Source organism: Halioglobus japonicus, assembly GCF_001983995.1.
Taxonomy (GTDB): domain Bacteria; phylum Pseudomonadota; class Gammaproteobacteria; order Pseudomonadales; family Halieaceae; genus Halioglobus; species Halioglobus japonicus.
The window spans coordinates 2,605,430-2,628,950 of record NZ_CP019450.1 but is presented as its reverse complement, the minus strand read 5'-3'; the positions used below and the strand labels follow the sequence as shown (position 1 = coordinate 2,628,950).

The window sequence follows — 23,521 nt, the reverse complement described above, 5'->3', positions numbered from 1 at the left end:
ATGAGCAATTGTCATGCCTAAAACGCTGCCGAAAATTTTGGGATTCGCCCTGGTGCTTATCGTTATTGCAGTACTGGCGATGCTCACACTGTACGAGGAAGACCCCTGCGCCAATCTGCAGAACAATGTCAGCGGCGCAGTGCTGGCCGACGACGAGGATCAGTCAGCGATGGTCAATCGCGCAATCGTCGAGCGCTCTGCCTGCGAAGAGCGCGAATAAAGCATCCTATACCGGGGGGCGTTGGCTGCGCTGCAAAACCTTGAGAAAACTGCGTTCCATGGCCACTTCTGCAGCCAGCCCGAGTTTTTCCTGCCAGTTTTTTTTGTGTACGAAACGCACTTCATAGACATCCCAGTCAGCCAGGTGTTGCTGCAGGAAACTATCGGAGGTCATGATGGCGTCTACCAGGCCTTTATCTACCGCCTGCTGCCCATACCAGACTTCGCCGGTGGCAACGGCGTCAATATTCAATTGCGGTCGATTGTCAGAAACAAACTGTTTGAACAAGCCGTGTGTGTCTTCCAGTTCCTGAGTAAACTTCTCGCGCCCCTTGTCCGTGTTCTCGCCAAACATAGTCAGTGTGCGTTTGTATTCACCGGCGGTAAAAAGCTCAAAATCAATGTCGTGCTTCTTCAGGAGGCGGTGAAAGTTCGGCAATTGTGCCAGCACACCAATAGAGCCGATCACGGCAAATGGTGCAGCCACAATGTGGTTGGCGACACAGGCCATCATGTAACCGCCACTGGCCGCCACCTTGTCGACCGCAATCGTTAGCGGTACGTCTGCTTCACGGAAGCGCTGTAACTGGCTGGCCGCCAGACCATAACCATGAACAAGTCCTCCCGGGCTTTCAACTTTGACCAGCACCTCATCACCTGTACGGATCTCGGTGAGAATGGCAGAAATTTCCTCGCGCAAATTGTCGGTGGCACTGGCCTTGATATCACCGTCAAAATCCAACACATACAGACGCTTGCGGTCCTGCTCGGGGCTCTCTTCCTTCTTGCGGTTCTTTTTTTCCTGCTTGGCTTTTTTCTTTTCAGCCTTTTTCTCTTCCTTACGTTGGTCCTTAAACGCATCTTCAGACTCGACGGTCTCTCGAATGGCTGAGCCAATGAGCTTGTATTTTTCGTTCAGGTTACGAATTTCAATATGCCCTTCCTGTAGCTCAGAACGCTGGCGCTGGCCAATACTGACCATTCCTGCGACCAGAATAAGAATGGCGGCAACGAGCGTGACCGCTTGTGCGAGAAACAAACCAAATTCGAACAGAAACTCCAAAATGTACTCCAGACGTTAAGGGTGACGAGAGGCAACGTAGTGCCGAATAAGCTGCCCAGCGACTGAGCTGGCAGGTGGAATAGCAGGCAGGTCGGTGTAGTGAAACCACTGCGCATCGGCGATTTCAGTGCGGTCAGGGGTAATCTCACCGCTGGCGTACTCCGCATAAAAGCCGAGCATTAACTGGTTGGGGAAAGGCCAGGCCTGAGACTGAAAATACTGTAACTGGTCAACCTCAACGCCCACCTCTTCACGCACTTCGCGGCGCAGCGTTTCTTCTGCGCTCTCCCCTGCTTCAATGAAACCCGCGAGCGTGCTGTACATCGGCCCGGGGAAATTGGCATTCCGCGCCAGTAGCAGTTCGTCACCTCGAGTGACCAGGGTAATAATGCAGGGCGCAATCCGTGGATAGAGGGTCGTGCCACAGGGAGGGCAACGCATCGCGCGCTCGGCCAGGTCGGTGTGCATAGCGCCTCCGCACCGTCCGCAAAACTGGTGGTCGCGCTCCCAGTCCAGCAGCTGTGCTGCCCGGCCTGCCGCAGCGAACAGTTGCTCATCCACCCTGCCCAGCAGTTGGTAGAGTGACCCGGAGGCGAATTGCAACGGATCGAGTTCGTCGCGCTCGTCGATTTCAACAGCAAACACCGGTTTCTCGCCCCACAGACCGATAAACTGCCGGCGGCGAACTTGCCAGCCCAAGATACGAGTCAGCTGCCCCTCGAGAAGGCAGAGCTCTGTCGAGCGCATGTCTGTGACCAGCTTGCCGCTTTGGAATACCACGTGCAGCTCGGGCAGGTCGCCTTGAGGAGGCGCGTTTTCGGGTCGAAACATATTGTGAATTATTGATCAGAAAGGACCGGCTATAGTATGCCCCGCGCGGGGTGTCGGCAAGAGGACGATTGCCGGTGACTTTTTGCCACCAAGAGCGCGCACAATGCGAAGATTTCCCGTATTATGCGGCCTTCGTGTATTTTAATAAGTCCGCTCAATGAACGAATCTACAGCAGCTTCTCTCTGGAAGAACTTCCTTGGTCCGTCGCCTGTCTGGTACAAGCAGACGATCGTCGCCTTTTTGCTTATCAACCCGATTCTCCTGCACACTCTGGGTCCCTTTGTGACTGGCTGGGTCCTGATTGGCGAGTTTATTTTCACCCTGGCGCTGGCCCTGCGCTGCTACCCGCTGCAGCCAGGCGGGCTACTAGCCATCCAGGCGGTTGTTCTGGGGATGACATCGCCCGATATGGTCTACCAGGAGACGCTGGCGAACTTTGAGGTGATTCTGCTGCTGATGTTCATGGTGGCTGGCATCTACTTCATGAAAGAAATGCTCCTGTTCGTGTTTACCAAGATTCTGCTCAAGGTGGAGTCCAAGGTTTTGCTGTCACTGCTTTTTTCACTGGTGGCCGCCGTACTGTCAGCGTTTCTCGATGCCCTGACTGTAACCGCTGTGTTAATCAGCGTGGGGGTTGGCTTCTTCTCGGTCTACCACAAGGTGGCTTCCGGCAAGGGTTTCGGCAGCGATAATCATGACCACACGCAAGACGACTCCGTCGAAGAGAGCAATCGCGAGGATCTGGAAGATTTCCGCGCTTTCCTGCGCAGCCTGCTCATGCACGGCGCCGTGGGCACTGCCCTCGGTGGCGTGTGCACCCTCGTTGGCGAACCGCAGAACCTGCTTATCGCCACAGTGGCTGGCTGGGACTTCATCACCTTTGTGAAAGTTATGGCGCCTGTAACCATGCCGGTACTCGCCTGCGGGCTTGTCACTTGTGTACTGCTGGAACTGTCCGGCAAATTTGGCTACGGCGCAAAACTGCCCCCGCGTGTACGTGAGGTGCTAGTGGAGTTTGAACGCAAGGAATCGTCGCAGCGCAACAGTCGCGCCCGCGCACGCCTGTTGATCCAGGCACTTGTCGCTGCACTGCTCGTAGCAGCGCTGGCCATGCACTGGGCGGCGGTTGGTCTGATCGGTCTGATGGTGATCGTACTGCTGACAGCATTCAATGGGGTTGTCGAGGAGCACCAGATTGGCCACGCCTTTGAAGAAGCCCTGCCTTTCACCGCACTGCTGGTCGTATTCTTCGCCATTGTAGCCGTTATCCACGATCAGCATCTGTTCTCGCCGGTGATTAACACAGTGCTGGCAATGGATGCCGAAATTCGTCCCGCCATGTTCTTTGTCGCCAATGGCGTGCTGTCGATGATCAGCGACAACGTGTTTGTCGCGACGGTATACATTAACGAAGTGAAGAATGCCTTCGATGCGGGCACTATTACCCGGGCGGAATTTGATCAACTGGCGATTGCCATTAACACGGGTACCAACCTGCCCAGTGTGGCCACACCGAACGGCCAGGCGGCCTTCCTGTTCCTGCTAACCTCAGCACTAGCGCCGCTTATCCGACTTTCCTATGGCCGTATGGTCATCATGGCCATTCCCTACACCGTGGTGCTTGGCGGTGTCGGTCTGGCGTGCGTAAGCGCCTTTGTCTAGCGCCTAGGGCTTAGCCAGCTAACCCTGTTCCCGCCATAACACCTTGCCGCCGTTCCCGGCGGCAATGGCTTCCAACTGCGCTTCATGTGCTGCCAATTCTTCCGCTGAAGGTTCGATCACCTTCAGCGGTCTACGCTCGACAGAGAGACGCTGAATACGCTCGCCACCCACAGAGCCCGCCGAATCACCGTCTGTGTCAGACAGCGTCAACGAGGTCTGCCCACCGGTCATCGTCAGGTAGACGTCAGCGAGAATTTCCGCGTCGAGCAATGCGCCATGAAGGTCGCGGCTGGAATTATCGACGCCGTAGCGTGAGCATAAGGCATCCAGGTTGTTACGTTGGCCGGGGTGCTTGGCCCGGGCGAGAATCAGGCTGTCGACAATACTGCAGCACTCGCTCAGCGGCGGATAGCCTTTGTCGAGTCGCTTGAGCTCGGCATCCAGAAAGCCAACATCGAAGGGGGCGTTATGGATAACCAGTTCCGCGCCCTTTACGAAGTCAAAAAATTCCTGTGCCACCCGCGCAAACAAGGGTTTGTCCGCCAGAAACTCATTGGTGATGCCGTGAACCTCAATCGCGCCCTGATCAACCTCACGCTGCGGGTTGATATACACGTGATAGTGATTGCCGGTCAGGCGTCGGTTGTCGAGTTCGACACAGCCTATTTCGATAATGCGGTGCCCCTGAGTGACTTCCAGGCCCGTGGTTTCTGTATCCAGTACGATTTGACGCATAGTCTGCTTGTATTCCGTTAGGGGGTTACCAACTCATCGATGCCTCGATTGGCGAGTTGATCTGCTATTTCGTTTTCGCGGTGGCCGCTGTGTCCCTTGACCCAGCGCCAATCGACCTGATGGCGCTGATTCTGCTCGTCCAGCGCCTGCCAGAGGTCGATATTTTTAACCGGCTTCTTGCCCGCGGTCTTCCAGCCTTTGCGCTTCCAGCCGTCCAGCCATTGAGTAATGCCATTTTTGACATACACCGAATCGGTGGTCAGAACGACACTGCAAGGCTCCTTCAGGGCCATCAGCCCTTCGATGGCCGCGCGCAACTCCATGCGGTTATTGGTTGTCTCCTGCTCGCCACCATAGAGTGACTTCTCGTTGCCCTGATAGCGCAACAGCGCGCCCCAACCACCTGGTCCGGGATTTCCCGGCAGGCCCCGTCGGTGAAAATCTCGACGTCTTTCAATGAATAATGTCTCCGTTCGGACGCCTGCGAATAGCGCCTGAGTGTCCTCTTGCGGGCCCGGCAGGCGCCGGGCTGGGCGTTGCGGCAGGTTTGGGCACAGCAAGCCCAATGAGTTTACCGCCGTGCTTGCGCAGATCGAGACGGCTGCCAGTAACTCCGGGCTGCTGTTTGATGGCGTGCACCACATACAGGCCGCCCAGTGGCAGATTGTAGCGCCCGCAGGCGTTATCCAGCCGCTCAAGCAGGTTGCGCACTCGACGCCCGCCTATGCCCGGCACTGCATGCAGAAAACTACTGCTGCCGGGATCACAGCCTACCAGGCGTAACCAATCGCAAAGGCGATCGCGTGAAACCGGGTGGTGCCGGCGCCAGGGCGAATACCGTCCAAAGCGCTTCAGCAGTAATCCCAGACCACGCAAACTGAAGGGATTGAAGCCGACGATGAACAGATGGCCCTGAGGGGTCAGCACGCGTTGCAATTCCCTGAGCACCTGGTGAGGATTGGTGCTGAACTCAAGACTATGGTGCGCGACAATCACATCGACACTGTCACTGGCCAGTGGCAATTCATCGCCCTCGCAAAGTAAACCGACCGCGCTGCCACCACGGGGGCCTGCATAAATGTGGTGATGGATGCGCCCCTGTTCTATCAGGGAGTGCTCGCGTACCGGCCCAATCTGCAGTATGTGGTAGCCGAAGGCGGTATCCAGATAGGTGGCGAGATGGGCGCGAACTTTGTCCAGCACGACCCGCCCCGCCTCCATGCCATACCAGGATTCCAGTTCGTCAAAAATCTCGCTAAACTGCCGGCTCATTACTCAATCCACGGGCGCGCTCTGCACCACCGCTACATAGAGCGCCATTTTACTGCATTTACCCGCTATTGAAACGATTTCCCATGCTCACAGTTAGACCTATTACCGCTTTTGACGACAACTATATCTGGCTGATAAGCGCAGATTCGACGGGCGATGCATTTGTAGTCGACCCCGGCGACCCGGCCCCCGTCCTTGCCCGGCTCGAAGAGGAAGGCCTGAACCTGACAGGCATTCTAATCACCCACCACCATTTCGACCATGTGGGCGGCATTGGCGCGCTGCGCGAGGCCTTTGCACCGACTGTCTATGGGCCGGACAATCCCGCCATTGATGAGCTAGATGTGGTCGTGCGGGCGGGCGACCGCGTCGACGTACTCGGCACCTATTTCGATGTGCTTGAAGTGCCGGGGCACACCCTCGATCATATTGCTTACCACAGCGCAGACAACGCCCAATTGTTCTGCGGCGACACCCTGTTCGCCGGCGGCTGCGGGCGGGTATTTGAGGGGACGCCCGGTATGATGCACGCCTCTCTCCAGCAACTGGCCACATTACCGGCAGATACCCAGGTATTCTGTGCCCACGAGTACACCCTGGCCAACCTTGACTTTGCCAGCGCTGTAGAACCCGACAACCAGGCCCTCGCCGAGCGAATTACCACGGCGAAGTCGACTCGCGCGGCGGGGCTGCCCACCGTCCCCTCGACCCTGGCGCTGGAGACGGCCACCAACCCCTTCATGCGCTGCGAAGCCCCCGAGTTGGTCGACGCCATGCGTCGCCATGGCAAGCTGTCCGGCACTACAGGGGCAGAAGTGTTTGCCGCAGTACGGGGCTGGAAGGACAACTTTTGACAATTATTCACTGGCATCATACGTCCCAGACGGGCCACAATTCGCTTGTAGCGGGGCTTTTTGGACCCAGAAAATAAAAACTGATTTGATCTATATTTCATAATGTTACGAAGACTTATTGCGGCCTTTTCGATGTCCGCTGCACTGGCGGCATGCCAACACAACCCCACCGATACGACGCATTCCGGTGAGCGGGAAACCTATACCGAACCCAGCCCCACAGAAATGTTCGCTGGCGACACCGAGGCCACTCCCCACAAACCACCGGCCGATCTGTGGGAGCGAATCCGCCGCCAGATGACCTGGCAAAAGATTCACAACGAACAGGTAGGCCATGCTCGCGACCACTACCTGCGGCAACCCAGCTATCTGCCTGTCGTATCTGAGCGCGCCTCTCTGTACCTGTATTACATTGTCGAGGAAGTGGAAAAGCGCGATATTCCCATCGAACTGGCGTTGTTGCCGCTGGTGGAAAGCACTCTCAATCCTTTTGCAGTGTCCTCGGAGCGAGCCGCCGGACTTTGGCAAATCATGCCTGCCACTGGCCGTTGGCTGGGCGTGCACAGCGACTGGTGGTACGACGGTCGTCGCGATCTGCGCGAATCCACGCGGATCGCCCTGGACTACCTCGAATCTCTGCACAAGGAGTTCGACGAGGATTGGATGCTCGCCCTTGCCGCCTATAACGCCGGTAAGGGACGCGTCGGTCGCGCACAACGGGCCAATACCAAGCAGGGCCTGGGCACGGATTACTGGTCATTGAAATTGCCCCGGGAGACACGTCATTACGTGCCCCGGCTTCTAGCCCTGAGCCAGATCATTGCCTTCCCCGAAGCCTTTGACGTGCAGATCCCCCCCGTGCCAAACTCACCGGCTTTCGACGTGGGCAACACTGGCGGACAGATAGAATTGGCACGGGCGGCATCACTGGCAGGCGTCGATTTGAGCATGATCCAGGCCCTGAACCCCGGTCAACTGCGATGGGCCACATCACCGGAAACTGCCCAGGAACTGCTTCTTCCCACCGGCACCGCTGATGCCTTCCACAGCGGCATTGCCCAGCTAACCGACGCTGACCGGGTGCGCTGGGAACACTACCGCATCCAGAACGGCGACAACCTGATCCGCATCGCCCGGAAATTCGACACCGAGGTGGAGCTGCTACGCCAGGTCAACGATATACGTGGCAGCATGATTCGCGCCGGCGACACACTCATGATTCCCCAGGGCAGCGATTGGGCCACCAGCCTGGCCATGGCCGACCGCTCACGCATTTCACCTACCAAGCGTGGCTACCGCGTTCGCCGCGGCGATTCGCTGTACAGGATAGCCGGTAAGTTCAAGGTGTCGGTGCACGATATCATTGCCTGGAACTCCCTCGACCCGAACGCCTACCTGCAGCCCGGTCAAAAGCTCACCTTGTATGTCAGTGGTGGTTGATTAACATGGCCGCCGCCAGTCGCCTGGAAACCGCCCATGGCAGCTGGCAGCTCCATCGCTACCCGCAACGCGCCGGCGAACAACTACAGGCCTGGTGCGGCGCCGATTTGTTACTCATGGATGCCGCCCTCGAACGCGGCGCGGCACCGTCCCTGGTCGTCAATGACGAACATGGCGCGCTGTGCGTGGCCCTGCAACCGCAGCAACTCTGGACTGACTCAGCGCTGGCGGCCCTGGCGACCGCCGCCAATCTGCAGGCCAATAGCTGCTTGCCGGTCGCCGTTATCTGGAGCACTCAAGCACCCAGCTGTGCAGAGGGGCCGGTAGTGCTACGGGTTCCAAAGCAAAGCGCCTACTTCGAGCACCAACTGGCCACCTTACACGCTGTTATGCCGGTGGGCGCTGAACTCATCTGCGCTGGCATGGATAAGCATCTTTCTCCCGCCACCGCCGCCACCATTGCCCGCTATTTTGGCCATGTCGAGCGCCATCGGGGAGCCCGTAAGGCGCGAGTTTTCACCGCCATACGCGAGGCAGGCAGCACCATTGATCCGCCGCTCAACCCAAGCTACTACTGCCCTCCTCTGGATTGTGAACTCACTGGCTCGCCAAATGTGTTCAGTGCCTCGAGCCTGGATATCGGCTCCCGCTTTCTGATTGAAAACCTGCCCGCACTCAATCCTGCGCATCGCGTGGCCGACCTCGCCTGTGGCAATGGCGTGCTGGGCCTTTGCGCAAAACAGTTGGGCCTTGCAAGCGAGGTACACTTCTTTGATGAATCTGCCATGGCAGTGGCTTCTGCTCGAGCCAACTGGCAAGCCCTGTACCCCGGGGAGACCGCACACTTTCTCCATGGCGACGGGTTGTTAAACAGCGAGACAAAATTCGACTTAATCCTCTGCAATCCCCCCTTCCACCTGGGCCACAGTGTCGACGACTTTGTGGGACGCAGGCTATTAATGCAGTGTCGGGAAAAACTGAGTGAAAACGGCATTCTGGTGCTGGTGGCCAATCGTCATCTTCCTTACGCCCGGCTACTCAACGCGCATTTTCGGAATACCGCCATTCTTGCCGAGAACCGCAAGTTCAGAATCTGGCAGGCTGAGTCAGTTGCCTGATACGCGTAGCGCGGCTATGTTGTAACAGTGTGCCGCCGACACGCGTTGTACGCACTCTTGATACCTCTCATACAAGGAACGCATAAATGAATAATATCCTCAGCCGCGCCTCGCGCGGGCTTGTTATCGCTCTCGCGGCGGTTTGCCTCCCAGCCATCGCCCAGGAAGCAGAATCAACTGCACAGGAAGCCAACGTGCGGGCCACCGCGGTAGAAGTCGAGGCCGTGATCACCGAAATCGATCTCGAGCACCGTCTGGTGACGCTCAAGGGCCCCCTCGGTAACAGCTTTACTGTGCACGCCAGAGAAGAACTGGTCAGCCTGGAGGATGTCACCGTTGGCGACAAGCTGCGTTTGACCTATCTGGCCGCCCTTGAAGGTGAAATTCGCGAGCCCACGGAAGAAGAAATGGCCAACCCCTGGGTTGTGATTGAAGATGGCGGCGAAGGTGTGGTTGATGGCGAGCCGGTGGCCGGCGGCGCCCGTCTAATCCGCGCGGTTTGCACCATAGAAGGCATGAACCGACTGCTCGGCACGGTCACGCTGCTCGATGCCAATGGCCGCGCTCATCTCATTGAAGATGTGGAACCGGAAAAAATGTCCGGCGTAGAGCTGGGCCAGACTATCGTAGTGATCTACCGCGAAGCGGTTGCTCTTTCACTGGACATGGTTAGCGCCGATATAGAGGCGAAATAACACACGCTCACCCCTGCTTCGCCGGTCACTGACCGGCGAGCATTTCCTCTACCCACTGTTTGACCTGCTCGGTCGCGGGCCCAAGCCGGTGCTCATCGAACACATCGGCCCGTTCACTGGACTCCAGATTAATTTCCAGCGTGTGGGCGCCACACCAGCGTGCCTCCTGCACAAAACCTGCTGCAGGGTATACCGTACCGGAGGTCCCGATCGCGACAAACAAATCTGCCGTGCTCAACTCACGCTCAATGGCCGCCATGTGATACGGCGTTTCACCGAACCAGACGATATCCGGACGCAACCCTCCCACCTCGCCACAGTGAACGCAGTGGCTGTCGCCGTCGAAAGCCGTGGCTGCAATTGAACGCTCACCGCAATGGGTGCACAGCGCAACCCGCAGCTCGCCGTGCATGTGGCAAACCTCAGAGCATCCGGCCTGCTCCAATAAATCATCGACATTCTGGGTCACCAGAAAAACCCGCCCCTGATATTCACGGCAAAGTCGCGCCAGGGCACGATGTGCAGCGTTGGGGGCAACATCGTCGAGTTGCTTGCGCCGCGCGTTATAAAACTCGTACACCAGCGACGGGTTGCGGGCAAAGCCTTCGGGCGTCGCCAAATCCATAGGGTCGTATTGCTGCCAGATGCCCTCGGGGTCGCGAAAGGTCGCCACACCGGACTCGGCGGACAGCCCCGCTCCGCTCAGTATGACAATGTGGTCGAATCGGCGACAAGTTGAATGACTCAAGGGACAGCAACCTTCACAGCGGCTAAAGTGAGCGCAAGATAATAACTTAGCGATAGGGGCATTCCTCCAGTGAAGTTTGTACTTTCGACCTCATTTAGTTCCGTCTCCCACCTCACTTCTCTTGCGCCTGTCGCAGACACCCATGGCTGGCACGCCATGTCATTCTCCGATCACGTGGTGAACCCGGAGACGATAAACACTCCCTACCCCTATACCGAGGACGGCAGCAGGCGCTGGGCACCCTTTACCGACTGGCCTGACCCCTGGGTAATGATTGGTGCTCTCGCTGCCATTACCGAGAACCTGCGCTTTACCAACAATGTGTTTGTGCTACCGATGCGCAACCCCTACCTGGTGGCCAAGGCCATCAGCACGGCGGCGATTATTTCCAATAATCGAATCACACCCGCCTTTGGCGTCGGATGGTCGCGGGATGAATTTGAGTTAATGGGGCAGGATTTTACCACCCGCGGCAAGCGCGCTGATGAGATGATCGAGATTATGCGCTTACTCTGGAGCGGCGAGATGGTCAGCTACGAAGGTCAGCACTACCAGTTTGCACCGATGGAAATGAACCCGCGCCGACTGAGCGCATTCCGCTGTGGATAGGCGGCATCTCCAATCCCGCTATGAAGCGTGCTGCCCGTCTTGGTGATGGCTGGGTGACCGACTTACAGAGCAGCGAAGACATCATCGAGTCGATTGCAAAAATTCAACAATGGCGCAGTGAGTTCGGCCGCGGCAATGAAGCTTTCGAGGTAATGGCGACCCCTAACGATGCCTGGGATGCCGATGGCTACCGGCGCCTTGAAGATGCCGGCGTCACTCATATCATGACTATGCCGTGGCCGTTTTATCACGGTAACAGCGAAGCACTGGAACACAAGGTGGACAGCATTAAGCGCTTCGCGGACGACGTGATCAGCCAGTTCAGCTAACCGCTTCAACCTCAACCAATTGCAGCCGCCCGAGGCCAGTGAAATACAGTGCACATTTGACCTGTTCAGCAGCTAGTTCACTGAAACACTGGCGGTAGCGCAACAACTGTGGGCGGTAGCGCACTGCCTCGTGTTCGAGGAAGTCATCGAGGCTTTCCTCGGCGGACGGCACACTGCTTTTGTAATCGATAATCCAGCGTACGCCGCTACGGCTGTCTACAAAGGTCCGGTCGATCACCAGTTCTGCCGTTCTACCCTCAGCATCTACAACGACCACCTCCAATTCACTGGCCGCGTCATTGTGGGCAGAGCTCAGTACCCATCGGCCAGTATCACTATCTGCAAGCGTCGTGTTAACGGCCTGTGTCGCTCTGTGCAGCGCATCCTCCAGCAGTTGTCCGCCTACCCCGAGTTCACGCAGGCGCAGGGCCATTCGCTCGATATTTTCTGATCCCAGCTGTTCAGGCAGGTCCTGTGCGGCACTGAGATATTCCAGCTGCTCGTGAATCACTGTCCCCACATGGCGATCAACGCGGTTAAAGGCGGGTTCCGGAATATTGGGGCCGTCTTCTCGCTCTGCCAGAGGCGGCGTGGGCAGTACAGGCGACGTAGTGACACGCTGCAATGCTACCGAGATCACAGGGCCTAAGGCGGCCTCCTCTACCGCTTCATGAATCTGCATCTGACTGGCAAAGGTGGGCCATATACAACTCAGCAACGATCCTTCAGAGGGTGGCTTGATCTCTGCGGACTCTCCCGGCGAGGCCTGTGCAGATTCTTTCAAAGCCGACGTCAGCGTCAATTTCTTCACGGCGCGAGTGGCACCAACATAGAGCAAGCGCGTGGATTCCAGCCTCGATTTTTCGCTGCGTTGGGATTTCAGGAAGTTGTACAGGCTCGGGGCTTTGGTATCGCCGTGGTCATCGGCGGCCAACAGGAAGCCGCGTTCTCCCGTGGGACTGATGTAGTCATCCCAAAGCAGGATATCGCGATTATCACCCCGTGTGCCCCGCCCCAGCGCCGGAATGATGACCCAATCAAATTCCAGCCCCTTGGATTTATGCAGTGTCATCACTTTTAATTTTGCACTGCCGCCTTCGCCGGAGGCGTAGAGCCTCGCGATGCGCTGCTCCAACCAGGCGATGTCCAGACGGCCACAGACCTCGCCGCACTCCTGCAAGAGTTCGAAAAAGCGCTGCGCATCTTCCAGGTAGGCCGGATTGGCAAGGGACTGTGGTCCGCCGAGCCGCAACCACAGCTGCTCAAGCCAAATCCGCAGCGCAAGACGGTCACGCTTGTGCCAGGCCCAGTCGAAGCACGCGGCGAGGCGCTCTAGCACAGTCTGTCCTCGCTCGGAGAAGGCTTCAGGCCACTGTCTGGCGCGCAGTAACGCAGGTAGATTCTGCCAGCGTGCATCTGCAGCTGCGCTGGCCAGGCAATGCAAATCCTGCAGATCGAGGCCTGCCCAGGGCGCACGTAACACGCCATACCAGGCGACCCGATCAGCCGGGTTGGCCAGCGCACGGCACAGGTTGAGCAGGTCAACAATGGCCGGGGAACCCGCCAGGGGATCCATATCTTCGGCGGCAAAACCCACGTTACGCAGTCGCAATTCTTCGATAATGGCCGCCAACTGCCCCCTCGAACGCGCCAGCAATGCGATTGACTCAAACTGCTCGTCGTCGAGACCGGCCACGATCTGATCAACAAGATACCGCGCCTCCTGCACTGCGGCGCTCTCGCCGCGAAAACCGTGCAGCTCTACTGCAGGCTCACACAACGGCGGTTTCACCGCTACCGCAGGCGTATAGCTCACTCGGGAGCGACGCACATCGTCCTCTGGCGGGAAGGCTTCCTCGAAGGTTGCATTCACCCAGTCGACCACCGAAGCGCTCGACCGAAAATTGCTTTTCAGGTCGATGGCCACCGGGATCACACCGTTAAAACCGGATTGTCGAGCGCGCAGGAACAGGCCCACATTGGCATTGCGGAATCCGTAAATCGACTGCATGCCATCGCCGACAATAAAAATGGTCCGCGGGGCCTGCGCATTCAGGCGATTGTGCTCGCCCCAGCCACGGGTCAGCCGCCCCAGCAGGCGATACTGGTTGATGGCGGTGTCCTGAAATTCATCGACAAGAATGTGCTCAATACTGTAGTCGAGCCGCAGCGCCAGCTCGGTGGGCTGCTCGTCGTCTCCCAGTGCATCCAGTGCCGACAGTGCCACCTGGGTATGGTCCACCTCGCCGCGCCGCTCGAACACCAGCAGCAGGCACGCTGCGACCAGAGGCAGCACATGGGCCAGGTGAACTACCAGTTGCCAGGAAGCGGCATGCCCTCCCATATCAGGGAGCGTCGTCACCGCCCGCAGGGCGGATAACAATTCGGCAACCTCTCCCATACGACCCAGCAGGTGCTTGAGATGGTCCTTGTGCTCCTGGGCCTCACCCTTGCCGGCAGGGAAGCCATTGCGGACGTTCACAGAGCGTCGGTACTTGCCGTCCTGGGTAAGCAACAATTGCACCAGGGCACGCCATTGCGCCAGGTTGTCACTCACAGGCGTGGGGAAGTTATCCGGTACCGGCTCCCCCAGATTGCCCTGCGCGTAGCAGAACAAGTCGAACAGCTCATCTTCAAACGGTGCCAAAACCGCCGCCAGCTCCGCGAGCTTTTCGTCGACCAATGCTGCCACCAGTGAGTGCAAACGTTGTTCAGATTCGGCCGGTGAGGCCCGCACGCCCATGTGTTCATGCCACTGATCGCGCTTGGCGAGCATGGCCATCAGCAGATCCGCAAGGCGCTCCCAGTTATTGTCGAAGTGCAGCAGCAACTGGCGCAGGTCTTCCGCTTCCGGCCTTGCGCTCTCCAGCAGCGAAAACAGCTCGGATACCGCCTCGCGATACAGAGGCACTGCATCATCCACCGCCTGGGCCGAACCGCCGAACTGGCTCAGAATCGGCAGCTGGCGCGTCAAGCCTGCACAGAACGAGTCGATGGTCTTGATATTCAGTCGTGAATTGTCGCGCGTGAGGTGCCAGCCGAGTTCGTCACTGCGTGCCAGGGCAGCCAATGCCAGCGCCCGGGTCGCCTGCTCGTGATCTCCCTGACAGGGAACGCCGTGGAGTGCGTCGGCCATAGCCTGTACCACACGCTCACGCATTTCCGCGGCCGCCTTACGCGTAAACGTAATGGCTAATACCTGCTCAGGGCGTTGTACACGACCCAGCAGCGCCAGAAAACGTTGTATCAACAGTTCTGTTTTACCTGAACCGGCTGGTGCCGACACGCAAAAGCTTTGGGTGACGTCCAATGCCTCGTGGCGCTCAGTGGCATCAACAATGCTCATAACGAGGCCTCCTGCACTGAGATACGGCACAGCGATTGCAGTCCACAGAAGTTACACGCCGTTGAAGTGGGATCGACGGCCGCCTCTCCCGCTACAAAGGCTTCCGCCAGCGCCGACAACTGCTCCCGCCAATGCGCGACGAGCGCCGGCCAATCCTCGATCTCAGGCTGCCAGCGTTTTATTGCAGTGCCAACATCACTCTTTATGCCCGGCACACCGTCAATCTCGCCGATACCGGTGAATTTGCAGTCTCGGGCCCTGATCTGCGCAAAACTCACGGCACTGACGCCGGTGGCGAGTCCATAAAGGGGCAACTGGGGCTGCGCAATACGCTCACCCAGCCAGTCGGCCAGACCGTTGCGACCGGATTTATAATCCAGCACCAACTGCTCACCGCCCTCCAGTGTGTCGATTCGATCCACGCGTAAATTCAGTGTAATACCCGCGAGTTCAAGTGCTATGGAGGATTCTCTTTCGCTGACCGTAAACGGCGCTCGCTGCGACTCTATGTCGAGCCACTCCTGCAACAGCCCTGCCAATCGCTGCTTCTCGAGATCGAGACAGTGCAGCCCGGCGACTTCCCGGGTGGTCTGTGGCACCTCGGTGACTGCGGCAGCACTGGCGCGCTCGGCCGCCAGTTTGCGTGCCGTTTTATCCATGCCCGCGAGCGTGGTGCTGTTATTTATTTCTCCCCACAAAATGAACAACGCGTTATGTAGCAAGGTACCGCGATCAGCGGCTGATAAACCCATTACCGGCTCGGCCAGGGGTTCGAGGCGCAAGCGATTGCGGGCGAAAGCGCGAAATGGACACGCGGCCTGGTTCTGCAAGATGCTGCTCCCGCCGGAGAGCTGGGCCAATTCCGCTGCCTGCGGCGCCGGTCCGTTATGGTCATCGACGGACTCTCGAATGGCCGCATTCTGGCGAGCTGTCCAGTCGGGGTCCACGGGATTGGTGGGCGGCAGTGATTCATTGGTGAACGGCTCCAGCAACGCACTGGGCAACTCCGGCACCCCGTCAATTTCCTCCGCGTAAGAAATCACCATCTCGCGACAGGTGGCGCGATACAGGCGCATCAGGTCAGCCGCGTACTGCCATTCGCGTTCGGCACTCGAGTGTGGCATCTGGTGCTGGCGCTGCAGGGCGAGCGGTACAAAGGGGTTTGGTCGCGCCGGTGCCGGCCAGCGAGTGCCCTGAAACCCACACAGACATAAGGTGTCGAATTGCAGACCCGCCGCCTCCAGTGGCCCCAACACCTGGATCACGCTATCTGCGGTCTGGGGTTGTGAGATCTGGTCGCGACAACAATCGCGCAACAGGCTAAGTGCCGCGGTGAGAGAAAGCTCGCCGCAGACATCGTCAAAGCCCGCAAATTCTTCCAGCAGCCGATACCAGTGCTCTACCTGCTGATACTCAAGTGAATCTAGCGGACCGCTGCCGGGCCATTGCCAGCAGGCAAGAACGTCTGAAAAGCTCTGCACCCACGCAGAGGGTAACTGGCGCAGGTGGCGCAGGCGCAGCTCATCTGTGCGACGCAGTGCCTCTCCGAAGGCCGTGCCCCGCTCTTCCTCCACCTGGACCTGCTGGGCAAGGTAGCGCAAGCGCCCGAGGTCAATGGCCGCAGCGCCATCGTCGGCAATACGGCGCAACAGGCTCACAAGGTTCTCCCCGCGCATATCACTGGGAGCGATAAAGCGGGAACGGACCAGCATCAGGAGGTCGTCGTAAGGGAGTTCGCCGCGATTGATATCGAGCAAGCCGAGCGCATCTCTGACCACTGGCGCACGATCGAGCGGGATACCCGTGGAAAAATTAACCGGCAGCGAAGTGTAGTTATCGCCGAGACAGTCAAACGCACGGCGCAGCGCATACTCCATTGCCGCCCTGTCGCCCTGCATATCCGACAGCACAATACCCAGGGTCATATCCGGGGCTGCGCGATACTGGGCCAGCGCCCGCTCCGCGACCGCATCGAGTTCACTGCGACGATCTGGATAGGCAAAAACCCGGGGCATCACCGGCGCTGCATCACTGTGCGCTTCCTCGCAGCGAAAGCTCAGCCGCTCCAGAACGTCCCGGTACAGGCGCGGCACATCGTCGAAATCCAGCAGCGTGATATCGTCTTTCGCCACAATGGTTGGCGCCGATAACACGTCTATCAAAGCGTCGGATAGCGTCCCTGCAGACATCTGCTGCAGCTCGCCGTCAAAGGCATCCAGCCACCGCAGATAGCAGCTGCAGTCGGGATCCAGACGAAACTGGGAGCGGACCGCACTGTCCTTCACATCCACCCTCGTGCGCAGCAAATTCTCTCTTGCCTGTTGGGCCAGGGCCACAGCGCCTTCAGTTTGCAGCAAGTGGTAGTCGCCGTGGCCAGCCTGGTCCTTATCAATGACCCGCTGCCAGATTTGCCTCAGGTGTATCGCCGACAACAATCGGCGTGGGGCCACTTCCCCGCCCGCCACCGCAGCGCGCCAGCGACGATCCAGATAGGATTCCAGAGAGTAGACCCGTGCCTGTGGCCAGCTCTGCAGGCCGCTCTGTGCCTGATGCGCGTTCCATGCGGCGATAATACGACGGCCAAGTCGCAGGTTAGGGGTGAGAATGACGCCGCCCCGCTCCAGTATGGGCGCAAGAACGGTTAAATCGTAAGTGCCGGGATGTGCCTGCTGCGGCAACGTTGCCTCCTGCTCGCCCTTGAAGAGCGCCTATCCAAACCTGCCTCGCTACTATAGAATGGCGCGCCGCCGTGGCGCTATTTTTTGCGGCAGGGAAAGCGTTTTACTCTATCAGGTAACATCCATGAGCAACAACGAAGTACACAATATTAACGTCGACTCGCAGGGCGTTCTGATCACACCGGAGCAACTGTGGGAAGCACTGCCTATGTCTGACGCAGTGCGCCAGACCGTGGCCGACAGCCGCCAGGTCATCTGGGATATTCTCGACCGCAAGGACCACCGCCTGTTTGTGGTTGTGGGCCCCTGCTCTATCCACGACACCGAAGCCGCTATGGACTATGCCCGCCGTCTCAAGGCGCTGGCAGACGAACTCGACGATACCCTGTACATCGTTATGCGTGTGTATTTCGAAAAGCCCCGCACCACGGTGGGCTGGAAAGGTCTCATTAACGACCCGCATCTGGACGACTCGTTTAAAATCGAGGAAGGCCTGCACATTGGCCGCAAGCTATTGCTGGACATACTTGAGCTAGGCCTACCGACCTCCACCGAGGCACTGGACCCGATTTCACCCCAGTACCTGCAGGACCTGATCAGTTGGAGCGCCATTGGCGCCCGCACCACAGAATCCCAGACCCACCGCGAAATGGCCTCCGGCCTCTCCTCTGCTGTGGGCTTCAAAAACGGCACCGATGGCGGCTTGACGGTAGCCACCAACGCACTGAACTCGGTTTCCAAGCCGCACCGCTTCCTGGGTATTAACCGCCAGGGACAGGTATCAGTGTTCACCACCAAGGGCAATGCCTACGGCCATATCGTACTGCGCGGTGGTAGCGCCGGCCCGAACTACGATTCAGTCCATATTCGCCTGTGCGAAGAGGCACTGGAAAAAGCCAACCTGGCCACCAACATCATGGTCGACTGCTCACACGCCAACTCCAACAAGCAGCCTGAGTTGCAGCCGCTGGTGGTTGAGAATGTGGGCAACCAGGTGGTGGAAGGCAACGACTCCATTCTGGGCCTGATGATTGAATCCAACATCAATGCGGGCAACCAGTCTATCCCCGACAACCTCGACGACCTGCAGTACGGTGTTTCTGTGACCGATGGCTGTATTGACTGGGAGACTACCGAAGCGACTCTGCGCAAGCTGCGCGATACGGTTAAGGATGCTCTTAAGGAGCGACAGGCTGGCTGACGGTCTGATCTTTCTGCAAAGAAGCCGGGCAATGTCCCGGCTTTTTTGTGTGCGCTGCTCAACACGCCGGCACAGAGATAACTCAGGTGGTTTCAAGACCGCTACGAGCCCGTCCATGGGGTCGCTTCGGCGTCCGGCACCCATGCCTCCCGACGATCTTGAAACCACCTGAGCTATCCCTGAGCCTGGGTCGGGCATCAATTGGCAGTGTGTGGCACTCCCGAACCGGCTCTTCAAGAACTAAGCCACAAAAAAGCCGGGACATTGCCCGGCTCCAGAATCCCTCGATCGTCTAAATCAGTAATAGGCCTGAGAGCGATCAGAGTGATCCGTCGTATCGCGAACCCCCGACAGCTCCGGCAGTTGCTCGAGCAGCGTTTTCTCAACGCCACCCTTAAGCGTCTGGTCCACCGCAGAACACCCCTGGCAACCGCCGCCAAACTGCAGCACCGCGAACATATCATCGGTAATTTCGACCAGGCTCACTTCGCCACCGTGGGCTGCAAGTGCAGGGTTTACTTCGTTGTAGAGCACATAGTTAATGCGATCTTCCAACGGGCTATCCTCGTTGACACGCGGCATCTTGGCATTGGGTGCCTTGATCGTGAGCTGGCCGCCCATGCGATCCTTGTTGTAATCCACCAGAGCGTCTTCCAGGAACGGCAGCGAGCGACCCTCGAAGTAAGCTGTGAACTTGTCGTACTTGCGCTCTTCGTCTTCTTCCTTGACGTCGCCATCGCGGCAGTAGGCAATACAGGTCTCAGCGCGTGGGGTGCCCGGCTGATTGATAAACACGCGAACGCCGAGGGCGTCTTCCTGCTTGGAGAGCAATTCAGCGAGATAATCCTGAGCGGCTTCGGTAATGGTGATCATTTACAACAATCCAGAGTAATTTAGTCGGGTATGGTATGTGAATTGGGGCCCGGAGGCTAACATTCAAGCCCTTAATCTATATCAAATTATTTTGATATAGCTATCAAGACCTGCTAGGATGCGCCCTTTTTTGACAATTGTCAGGTTGATCATGAGCTGTACCCGCAAAGAAACCCTCCTCAAGGCACTCCAGCAGCGCATTCTGGTGATTGACGGTGCCATGGGCACCATGATCCAGGGCGAAGGCCTCGAGGAGCACGATTACCGCGGAGAGCGCTTTGCCGACCACGACACCGATCTGAAGGGCAATAACGATATTCTGTGCATGACCCGCCCCGAGGTGGTCGGCAAGATCCACCGCGCCTACCTGCAGGCCGGTGCTGACATTATCGAGACCAACAATTTCAACGCCACATCAGTCGGCCAGGAAGACTACGACCTGAGCAGCATTGCCTATGAGCTTAACCTTGCCGCGGCACAGGTGGCCCGCAAAGTCGCTGACGAGGTGACCACAGAGACTCCGGACAAGCCCCGCTTCGTGGCCGGCGTGCTCGGCCCTACCCCCAAAACCGCTTCTATCTCTCCCGACGTCAACGACCCCGGCGCCCGCAGCATTACCTTCGAGCAACTGCGCGAGAGCTATGTTGAGGCGGCTCTGGCGCTGATTGAGGGTGATGTCGACATTATCCTCATTGAAACCATTTTCGATACATTGAACGCAAAAGCTGCTGTATTCGCGGTTAAGGATGCGTTTGCCCAGAGCGGCATTGAACTGCCCATTATGATTTCGGTGACCTTCCCCGACGTCAGTGGCCGGGTACTGTCCGGACACAACCCGGAAGCGTTCTACAATGCGGTGGCACACGCCAAGCCGCTGATTATTGGCAGTAACTGTGGACGTCGCTACAAGGAGATCCGCCCCTTCCTGGAAGAACTGGCGAATGCGGCGGAGTGCTATTTCAGCGCCCACCTGAATGCCGGCCTGCCCAACGCATTCGGCGAGTTCGATGAAACGCCCGAAATCATGCACGATGACTTCGCTGACTTTGCCGAACGCGGTTTCCTGAACCTTGCTGGCGGCTGCTGCGGTACCACGCCTGAACACATTAACGCCATTAGTCGCGCCGTCGACGGCAGGGCACCGAGGGTCATTCCCCGGCGCGAACGCGCCGCCCGTCTGTCTGGCCTGGAACCCTTTAACATCACGGCAGACAGCTTGTTCGTTAACGTGGGTGAACGCTGCAACGTGACCGGCTCCGCCCGTTTTAAACGCCTGATTCTGGAAGGTGACTACGAAACCGCCCTCGACGTTGCCCGCACCCAGGTGGAAGATGGCGCGCAGATCATCGACATCAACATGGATGAAGGCATGCTCGATGCCAAGGAAGCCATGGTGACCTTCCTCAACCTGGTGGCCTCCGAGCCTGACATCGCCCGGGTTCCTATCATGGTGGACTCCTCCAAGTGGGACGTCATCGAGGCCGGCCTGCAATGTATTGCGGGCAAAGCGGTCGTGAACTCTATCAGCCTGAAAGCCGGTGAAGATGAGTTCCTGGAGCAAGCCCGCCTGTGCCTGAGGTATGGCGCTGCTGTTGTAGTTATGGCCTTTGACGAACAGGGTCAGGCCGACAATCTCGAGCGCCGCAAGGAAATCTGTAAACGCTCCTATGACCTGCTGGTCGAAGAAGTAGGCTTTCCGCCCCAGGACATTATTTTCGACCCCAACATTTTCGCGGTTGCTACCGGCATTGAAGAGCACAACAACTACGCTGTCGATTTCATTGAAGCAACCCGCTACATCAAGGAATCACTGCCCGGTGCACTCGTTTCCGGCGGCGTCTCTAACGTGTCTTTCTCGTTCCGCGGTAACAACCCGGTACGTGAAGCGATTCACTCCGTGTTCCTCTACCACGCCATTCGCGCTGGAATGGACATGGGCATCGTCAACGCGGGTCAGCTCGCGGTTTACGATGAACTGCCCGAAGATTTGCGAGAAGCCGTCGAAGACGTGGTACTTAACCGTCGCGACGATGGCACTGAGCGCCTGCTGGACATTGCCGAGCAATACCGCGACAGCGGTGGCAGCGGCGCCCGCACCGAAGACCTCAGCTGGCGTGAGCAGGACGTGGCCAAGCGCCTCGAATATGCGCTTGTGAAAGGCATTAACACCTATATTGAAGAAGATGCGGAAGCCGCGCGCCAGGCTTTCGACCGCCCGATCCAGGTGATCGAAGGGCCGCTTATGGACGGCATGAACGTGGTTGGCGACCTCTTTGGTGAAGGCAAGATGTTCCTGCCTCAAGTGGTAAAAAGCGCCCGCGTCATGAAACAGGCCGTTGCCTATCTGCAACCCTACATCGAAGACGAGAAAGACGGTGCCGCCAGCAGTAACGGCAAAATTCTCATGGCGACGGTAAAAGGCGATGTCCACGATATCGGCAAAAACATTGTCGGCGTTGTTCTGCAGTGCAACAACTTTGAGGTTATCGACCTCGGCGTGATGGTGCCCTGCGAGGAAATCTTGCGAGTGGCCAACGACGAAAACGTCGACATCATTGGCCTGAGCGGCCTGATCACACCCTCACTGGATGAAATGGTGCATGTCGCCTCTGAAATGCAGCGCCAGGACTTTAATGTGCCGCTGCTCATCGGTGGTGCCACTACCTCCAACGCCCATACCGCGGTCAAAATCGAGCCGAACTACGACCGCGATATTGTCGCCTATGTTCCGGACGCATCGCGCAGTGTGTCGGTTGCAACGCAATTAATGGGTGAAGCCAAGACCGCCTTTACCGAAGAGCGCCGCGCCAACTATGAGCAGGTGCGCGAGCGTATTGCCAATCGCGAGCCACGCAGCAAGCGACTAAGCTACGACGCTGCCATTGCGCGCGCACCACAGCTGGATTGGGACAGCTACCAGCCACCGAAACCTGCTTTCACGGGTGTGCGCGTATTCGACGACTTCCCGCTGGATGAACTGGTCGACACCATCGACTGGACGCCTTTCTTCATCACCTGGGAACTGGCCGGTAAATTCCCGGCCATTCTGGAAGATGAGATAGTCGGTGAACAGGCCAGCGATTTGTTCCGCGATGCCCAGGCCATGCTCAAGCGCATTGTCGACGAGAAGTTGCTCACCGCCCGTGCAGTGATCGGCTTCTGGCCGGCGCAGCGCAACGGTGCGGACGACATCACCCTGTACCGCGATGAAGCGCGCAGCGAAGTGCTGACTACCCTGCACCACCTGCGCCAGCAGACCGAAAAGCCCGGCGCCAAGCCCAACCTGAGCCTGGCCGACTATGTCGCCCCCGAGGGCAGCGGCGTCGAAGACTACGTGGGCGGCTTCTGTGTCACCACCGGTCTCGGCGTGGACGAACTGGCGGCACAGTATGAAGCCGATCACGACGACTACAACAGCATTCTCCTCAAGGCGCTGGCGGACCGTCTGGCGGAGTCTTTCGCCGAGTACATGCACCGCAAGGTGCGCACCGAATTCTGGGGCTACGCCCCTGAAGAGCAGCTGAGCAACGAAGAGCTGATCCGCGAGCGCTACCAGGGCATTCGCCCCGCCCCGGGCTACCCGGCCTGCCCGGACCACACTGAGAAGGCCACGCTGTTCGAGATTCTGGATGCGGAGAACAACACTGGGGTGGGCCTGTCCGAAAGCTATGCGATGACGCCTGCCTCTTCGGTCAGCGGTTTTTACTACGCTCACCCCGAGGCGCGCTACTTTGCCGTGGGAAAAATTGGCAAAGACCAGGTTGAAAACATTGCAGCTCGCAAGGGAGAATCGGTGGAGACCATGGAGCGCTGGCTGCGCCCTAACCTGAGCTACTGAGGAACCGAA

The 23,521-nt window shown here is 58.2% G+C and carries 16 protein-coding genes and 2 pseudogenes; 9 read left to right on the top strand and 9 right to left on the bottom strand.

Annotation, left to right across the window (positions count from 1 at the left end; translation table 11 throughout):
• The first annotated feature begins 13 nt into the window (after positions 1–13).
• The gene (locus BST95_RS12440) at positions 14–220 is read left to right on the top strand and encodes a hypothetical protein (protein WP_084199836.1); all 207 of its coding nucleotides are present in this window, start codon (positions 14–16) and stop codon (positions 218–220) included.
• 6 nt (positions 221–226) lie between these two features.
• Here the strand turns inward: BST95_RS12440 and sohB are convergent, their stop codons facing one another.
• Both sohB and nudC read right to left on the bottom strand, forming a co-directional pair.
• Positions 227–1,282, bottom strand: a complete 1,056-nt coding sequence (sohB, locus tag BST95_RS12435; RefSeq protein ID WP_084199834.1) for a protease SohB — start codon at positions 1,280–1,282, stop codon at positions 227–229.
• Between the two features lie 15 nt (positions 1,283–1,297).
• Positions 1,298–2,113, bottom strand: coding sequence for an NAD(+) diphosphatase (nudC, locus tag BST95_RS12430; RefSeq protein WP_084199832.1), 816 nt, complete (start codon positions 2,111–2,113; stop codon positions 1,298–1,300).
• A 157-nt stretch (positions 2,114–2,270) separates the two neighbouring features.
• Between nudC and nhaB the strand changes: the two genes are divergently transcribed.
• A complete protein-coding gene (nhaB, locus tag BST95_RS12425; protein WP_066059068.1) occupies positions 2,271–3,776 on the top strand; it encodes a sodium/proton antiporter NhaB in 1,506 nt (501 codons plus the stop codon).
• 18 nt (positions 3,777–3,794) lie between these two features.
• Here the strand turns inward: nhaB and dnaQ are convergent, their stop codons facing one another.
• The 3 genes and pseudogenes from dnaQ to BST95_RS12410 form a co-directional block, all read right to left on the bottom strand.
• The gene (gene dnaQ, locus BST95_RS12420) at positions 3,795–4,511 is read right to left on the bottom strand and encodes a DNA polymerase III subunit epsilon (RefSeq protein WP_084199830.1); all 717 of its coding nucleotides are present in this window, start codon (positions 4,509–4,511) and stop codon (positions 3,795–3,797) included.
• A gap of 17 nt (positions 4,512–4,528) precedes the next feature.
• A pseudogene (gene rnhA / locus BST95_RS12415) lies at positions 4,529–4,968 on the bottom strand (ribonuclease HI).
• Positions 4,965–5,783: a class I SAM-dependent methyltransferase gene (locus BST95_RS12410; RefSeq protein ID WP_084199828.1), complete on the bottom strand. Its 819-nt coding sequence runs from the start codon at positions 5,781–5,783 to the stop codon at positions 4,965–4,967. The pseudogene rnhA and the gene BST95_RS12410 overlap by 4 nt, the downstream one beginning before the upstream one ends.
• A gap of 83 nt (positions 5,784–5,866) precedes the next feature.
• Here BST95_RS12410 and gloB point away from each other — a divergent pair, with 83 nt between their 5' ends.
• The 4 genes from gloB (at position 5,867) to BST95_RS12390 (ending at position 9,890) form a co-directional block, all read left to right on the top strand.
• Positions 5,867–6,637, top strand: a complete 771-nt coding sequence (gloB, locus tag BST95_RS12405; RefSeq protein WP_084199826.1) for a hydroxyacylglutathione hydrolase — start codon at positions 5,867–5,869, stop codon at positions 6,635–6,637.
• 132 nt (positions 6,638–6,769) lie between these two features.
• Positions 6,770–8,077: a LysM peptidoglycan-binding domain-containing protein gene (locus tag BST95_RS12400; protein ID WP_229801887.1), complete on the top strand. Its 1,308-nt coding sequence runs from the start codon at positions 6,770–6,772 to the stop codon at positions 8,075–8,077.
• A gap of 5 nt (positions 8,078–8,082) precedes the next feature.
• On the top strand, positions 8,083–9,195 hold the full coding sequence (locus tag BST95_RS12395; protein WP_146004167.1) for a class I SAM-dependent methyltransferase: 1,113 nt from the start codon (positions 8,083–8,085) through the stop codon (positions 9,193–9,195).
• Between the two features lie 86 nt (positions 9,196–9,281).
• Positions 9,282–9,890, top strand: coding sequence for a hypothetical protein (locus BST95_RS12390; RefSeq protein WP_084199822.1), 609 nt, complete (start codon positions 9,282–9,284; stop codon positions 9,888–9,890).
• A 25-nt stretch (positions 9,891–9,915) separates the two neighbouring features.
• Here the strand turns inward: BST95_RS12390 and BST95_RS12385 are convergent, their stop codons facing one another.
• Complete coding sequence (locus tag BST95_RS12385) at positions 9,916–10,638, bottom strand: NAD-dependent deacylase (RefSeq protein WP_084199820.1); 723 nt, start codon at positions 10,636–10,638, stop codon at positions 9,916–9,918.
• 156 nt (positions 10,639–10,794) lie between these two features.
• On the opposite strand from BST95_RS12385, the pseudogene BST95_RS21380 reads away from it, so the two are divergent.
• A pseudogene (locus tag BST95_RS21380) lies at positions 10,795–11,576 on the top strand (TIGR03619 family F420-dependent LLM class oxidoreductase).
• On the opposite strand, the gene BST95_RS12375 reads toward BST95_RS21380, so the two are convergent.
• Both BST95_RS12375 and BST95_RS12370 read right to left on the bottom strand, forming a co-directional pair.
• The gene (locus BST95_RS12375) at positions 11,569–14,922 is read right to left on the bottom strand and encodes a UvrD-helicase domain-containing protein (protein ID WP_084199818.1); all 3,354 of its coding nucleotides are present in this window, start codon (positions 14,920–14,922) and stop codon (positions 11,569–11,571) included. The pseudogene BST95_RS21380 and the gene BST95_RS12375 overlap by 8 nt on opposite strands.
• Complete coding sequence (locus BST95_RS12370; protein ID WP_084199816.1) at positions 14,919–17,600, bottom strand: PD-(D/E)XK nuclease family protein; 2,682 nt, start codon at positions 17,598–17,600, stop codon at positions 14,919–14,921. The genes BST95_RS12375 and BST95_RS12370 overlap by 4 nt, the downstream gene beginning before the upstream one ends.
• Positions 17,601–17,724: 124 nt before the next feature.
• Between BST95_RS12370 and BST95_RS12365 the strand changes: the two genes are divergently transcribed.
• Entirely contained in the window at positions 17,725–18,801 is a 1,077-nt protein-coding gene (locus BST95_RS12365; protein ID WP_084199814.1) for a 3-deoxy-7-phosphoheptulonate synthase, read from the top strand.
• Between the two features lie 297 nt (positions 18,802–19,098).
• Here BST95_RS12365 and nfuA read toward each other — a convergent pair whose 3' ends face one another.
• On the bottom strand, positions 19,099–19,674 hold the full coding sequence (gene nfuA / locus BST95_RS12360) for a Fe-S biogenesis protein NfuA (RefSeq protein ID WP_066059033.1): 576 nt from the start codon (positions 19,672–19,674) through the stop codon (positions 19,099–19,101).
• Positions 19,675–19,825: 151 nt separating this feature from the next.
• On the opposite strand from nfuA, the gene metH reads away from it, so the two are divergent.
• The gene (gene metH / locus BST95_RS12355; RefSeq protein ID WP_084199812.1) at positions 19,826–23,512 is read left to right on the top strand and encodes a methionine synthase; all 3,687 of its coding nucleotides are present in this window, start codon (positions 19,826–19,828) and stop codon (positions 23,510–23,512) included.
• The last annotated feature ends 9 nt before the right edge of the window (positions 23,513–23,521 follow it).

Excerpts from the sequence above, each read along its gene's own strand:
- nudC (WP_084199832.1), bottom strand. The coding sequence starts at position 2,113 with ATGTTTCGACCCGAAAACGCGCCTCCTCAAGGCGACCTGCCCGAGCTG.
- nhaB (WP_066059068.1), top strand. The coding sequence starts at position 2,271 with ATGAACGAATCTACAGCAGCTTCTCTCTGGAAGAACTTCCTTGGTCCG.
- BST95_RS12375 (WP_084199818.1), bottom strand. The coding sequence starts at position 14,922 with ATGAGCATTGTTGATGCCACTGAGCGCCACGAGGCATTGGACGTCACC.
- BST95_RS12410 (WP_084199828.1), bottom strand. The coding sequence starts at position 5,783 with ATGAGCCGGCAGTTTAGCGAGATTTTTGACGAACTGGAATCCTGGTAT.
- gloB (WP_084199826.1), top strand. The coding sequence starts at position 5,867 with ATGCTCACAGTTAGACCTATTACCGCTTTTGACGACAACTATATCTGG.
- metH (WP_084199812.1), top strand. The coding sequence starts at position 19,826 with ATGAGCTGTACCCGCAAAGAAACCCTCCTCAAGGCACTCCAGCAGCGC.
- dnaQ (WP_084199830.1), bottom strand. The coding sequence starts at position 4,511 with ATGCGTCAAATCGTACTGGATACAGAAACCACGGGCCTGGAAGTCACT.
- BST95_RS12365 (WP_084199814.1), top strand. The coding sequence starts at position 17,725 with ATGAGCAACAACGAAGTACACAATATTAACGTCGACTCGCAGGGCGTT.
- BST95_RS12395 (WP_146004167.1), top strand. The coding sequence starts at position 8,083 with ATGGCCGCCGCCAGTCGCCTGGAAACCGCCCATGGCAGCTGGCAGCTC.
- nfuA (WP_066059033.1), bottom strand. The coding sequence starts at position 19,674 with ATGATCACCATTACCGAAGCCGCTCAGGATTATCTCGCTGAATTGCTC.
- BST95_RS12440 (WP_084199836.1), top strand. The coding sequence starts at position 14 with ATGCCTAAAACGCTGCCGAAAATTTTGGGATTCGCCCTGGTGCTTATC.
- BST95_RS12390 (WP_084199822.1), top strand. The coding sequence starts at position 9,282 with ATGAATAATATCCTCAGCCGCGCCTCGCGCGGGCTTGTTATCGCTCTC.
- BST95_RS12400 (WP_229801887.1), top strand. The coding sequence starts at position 6,770 with ATGTCCGCTGCACTGGCGGCATGCCAACACAACCCCACCGATACGACG.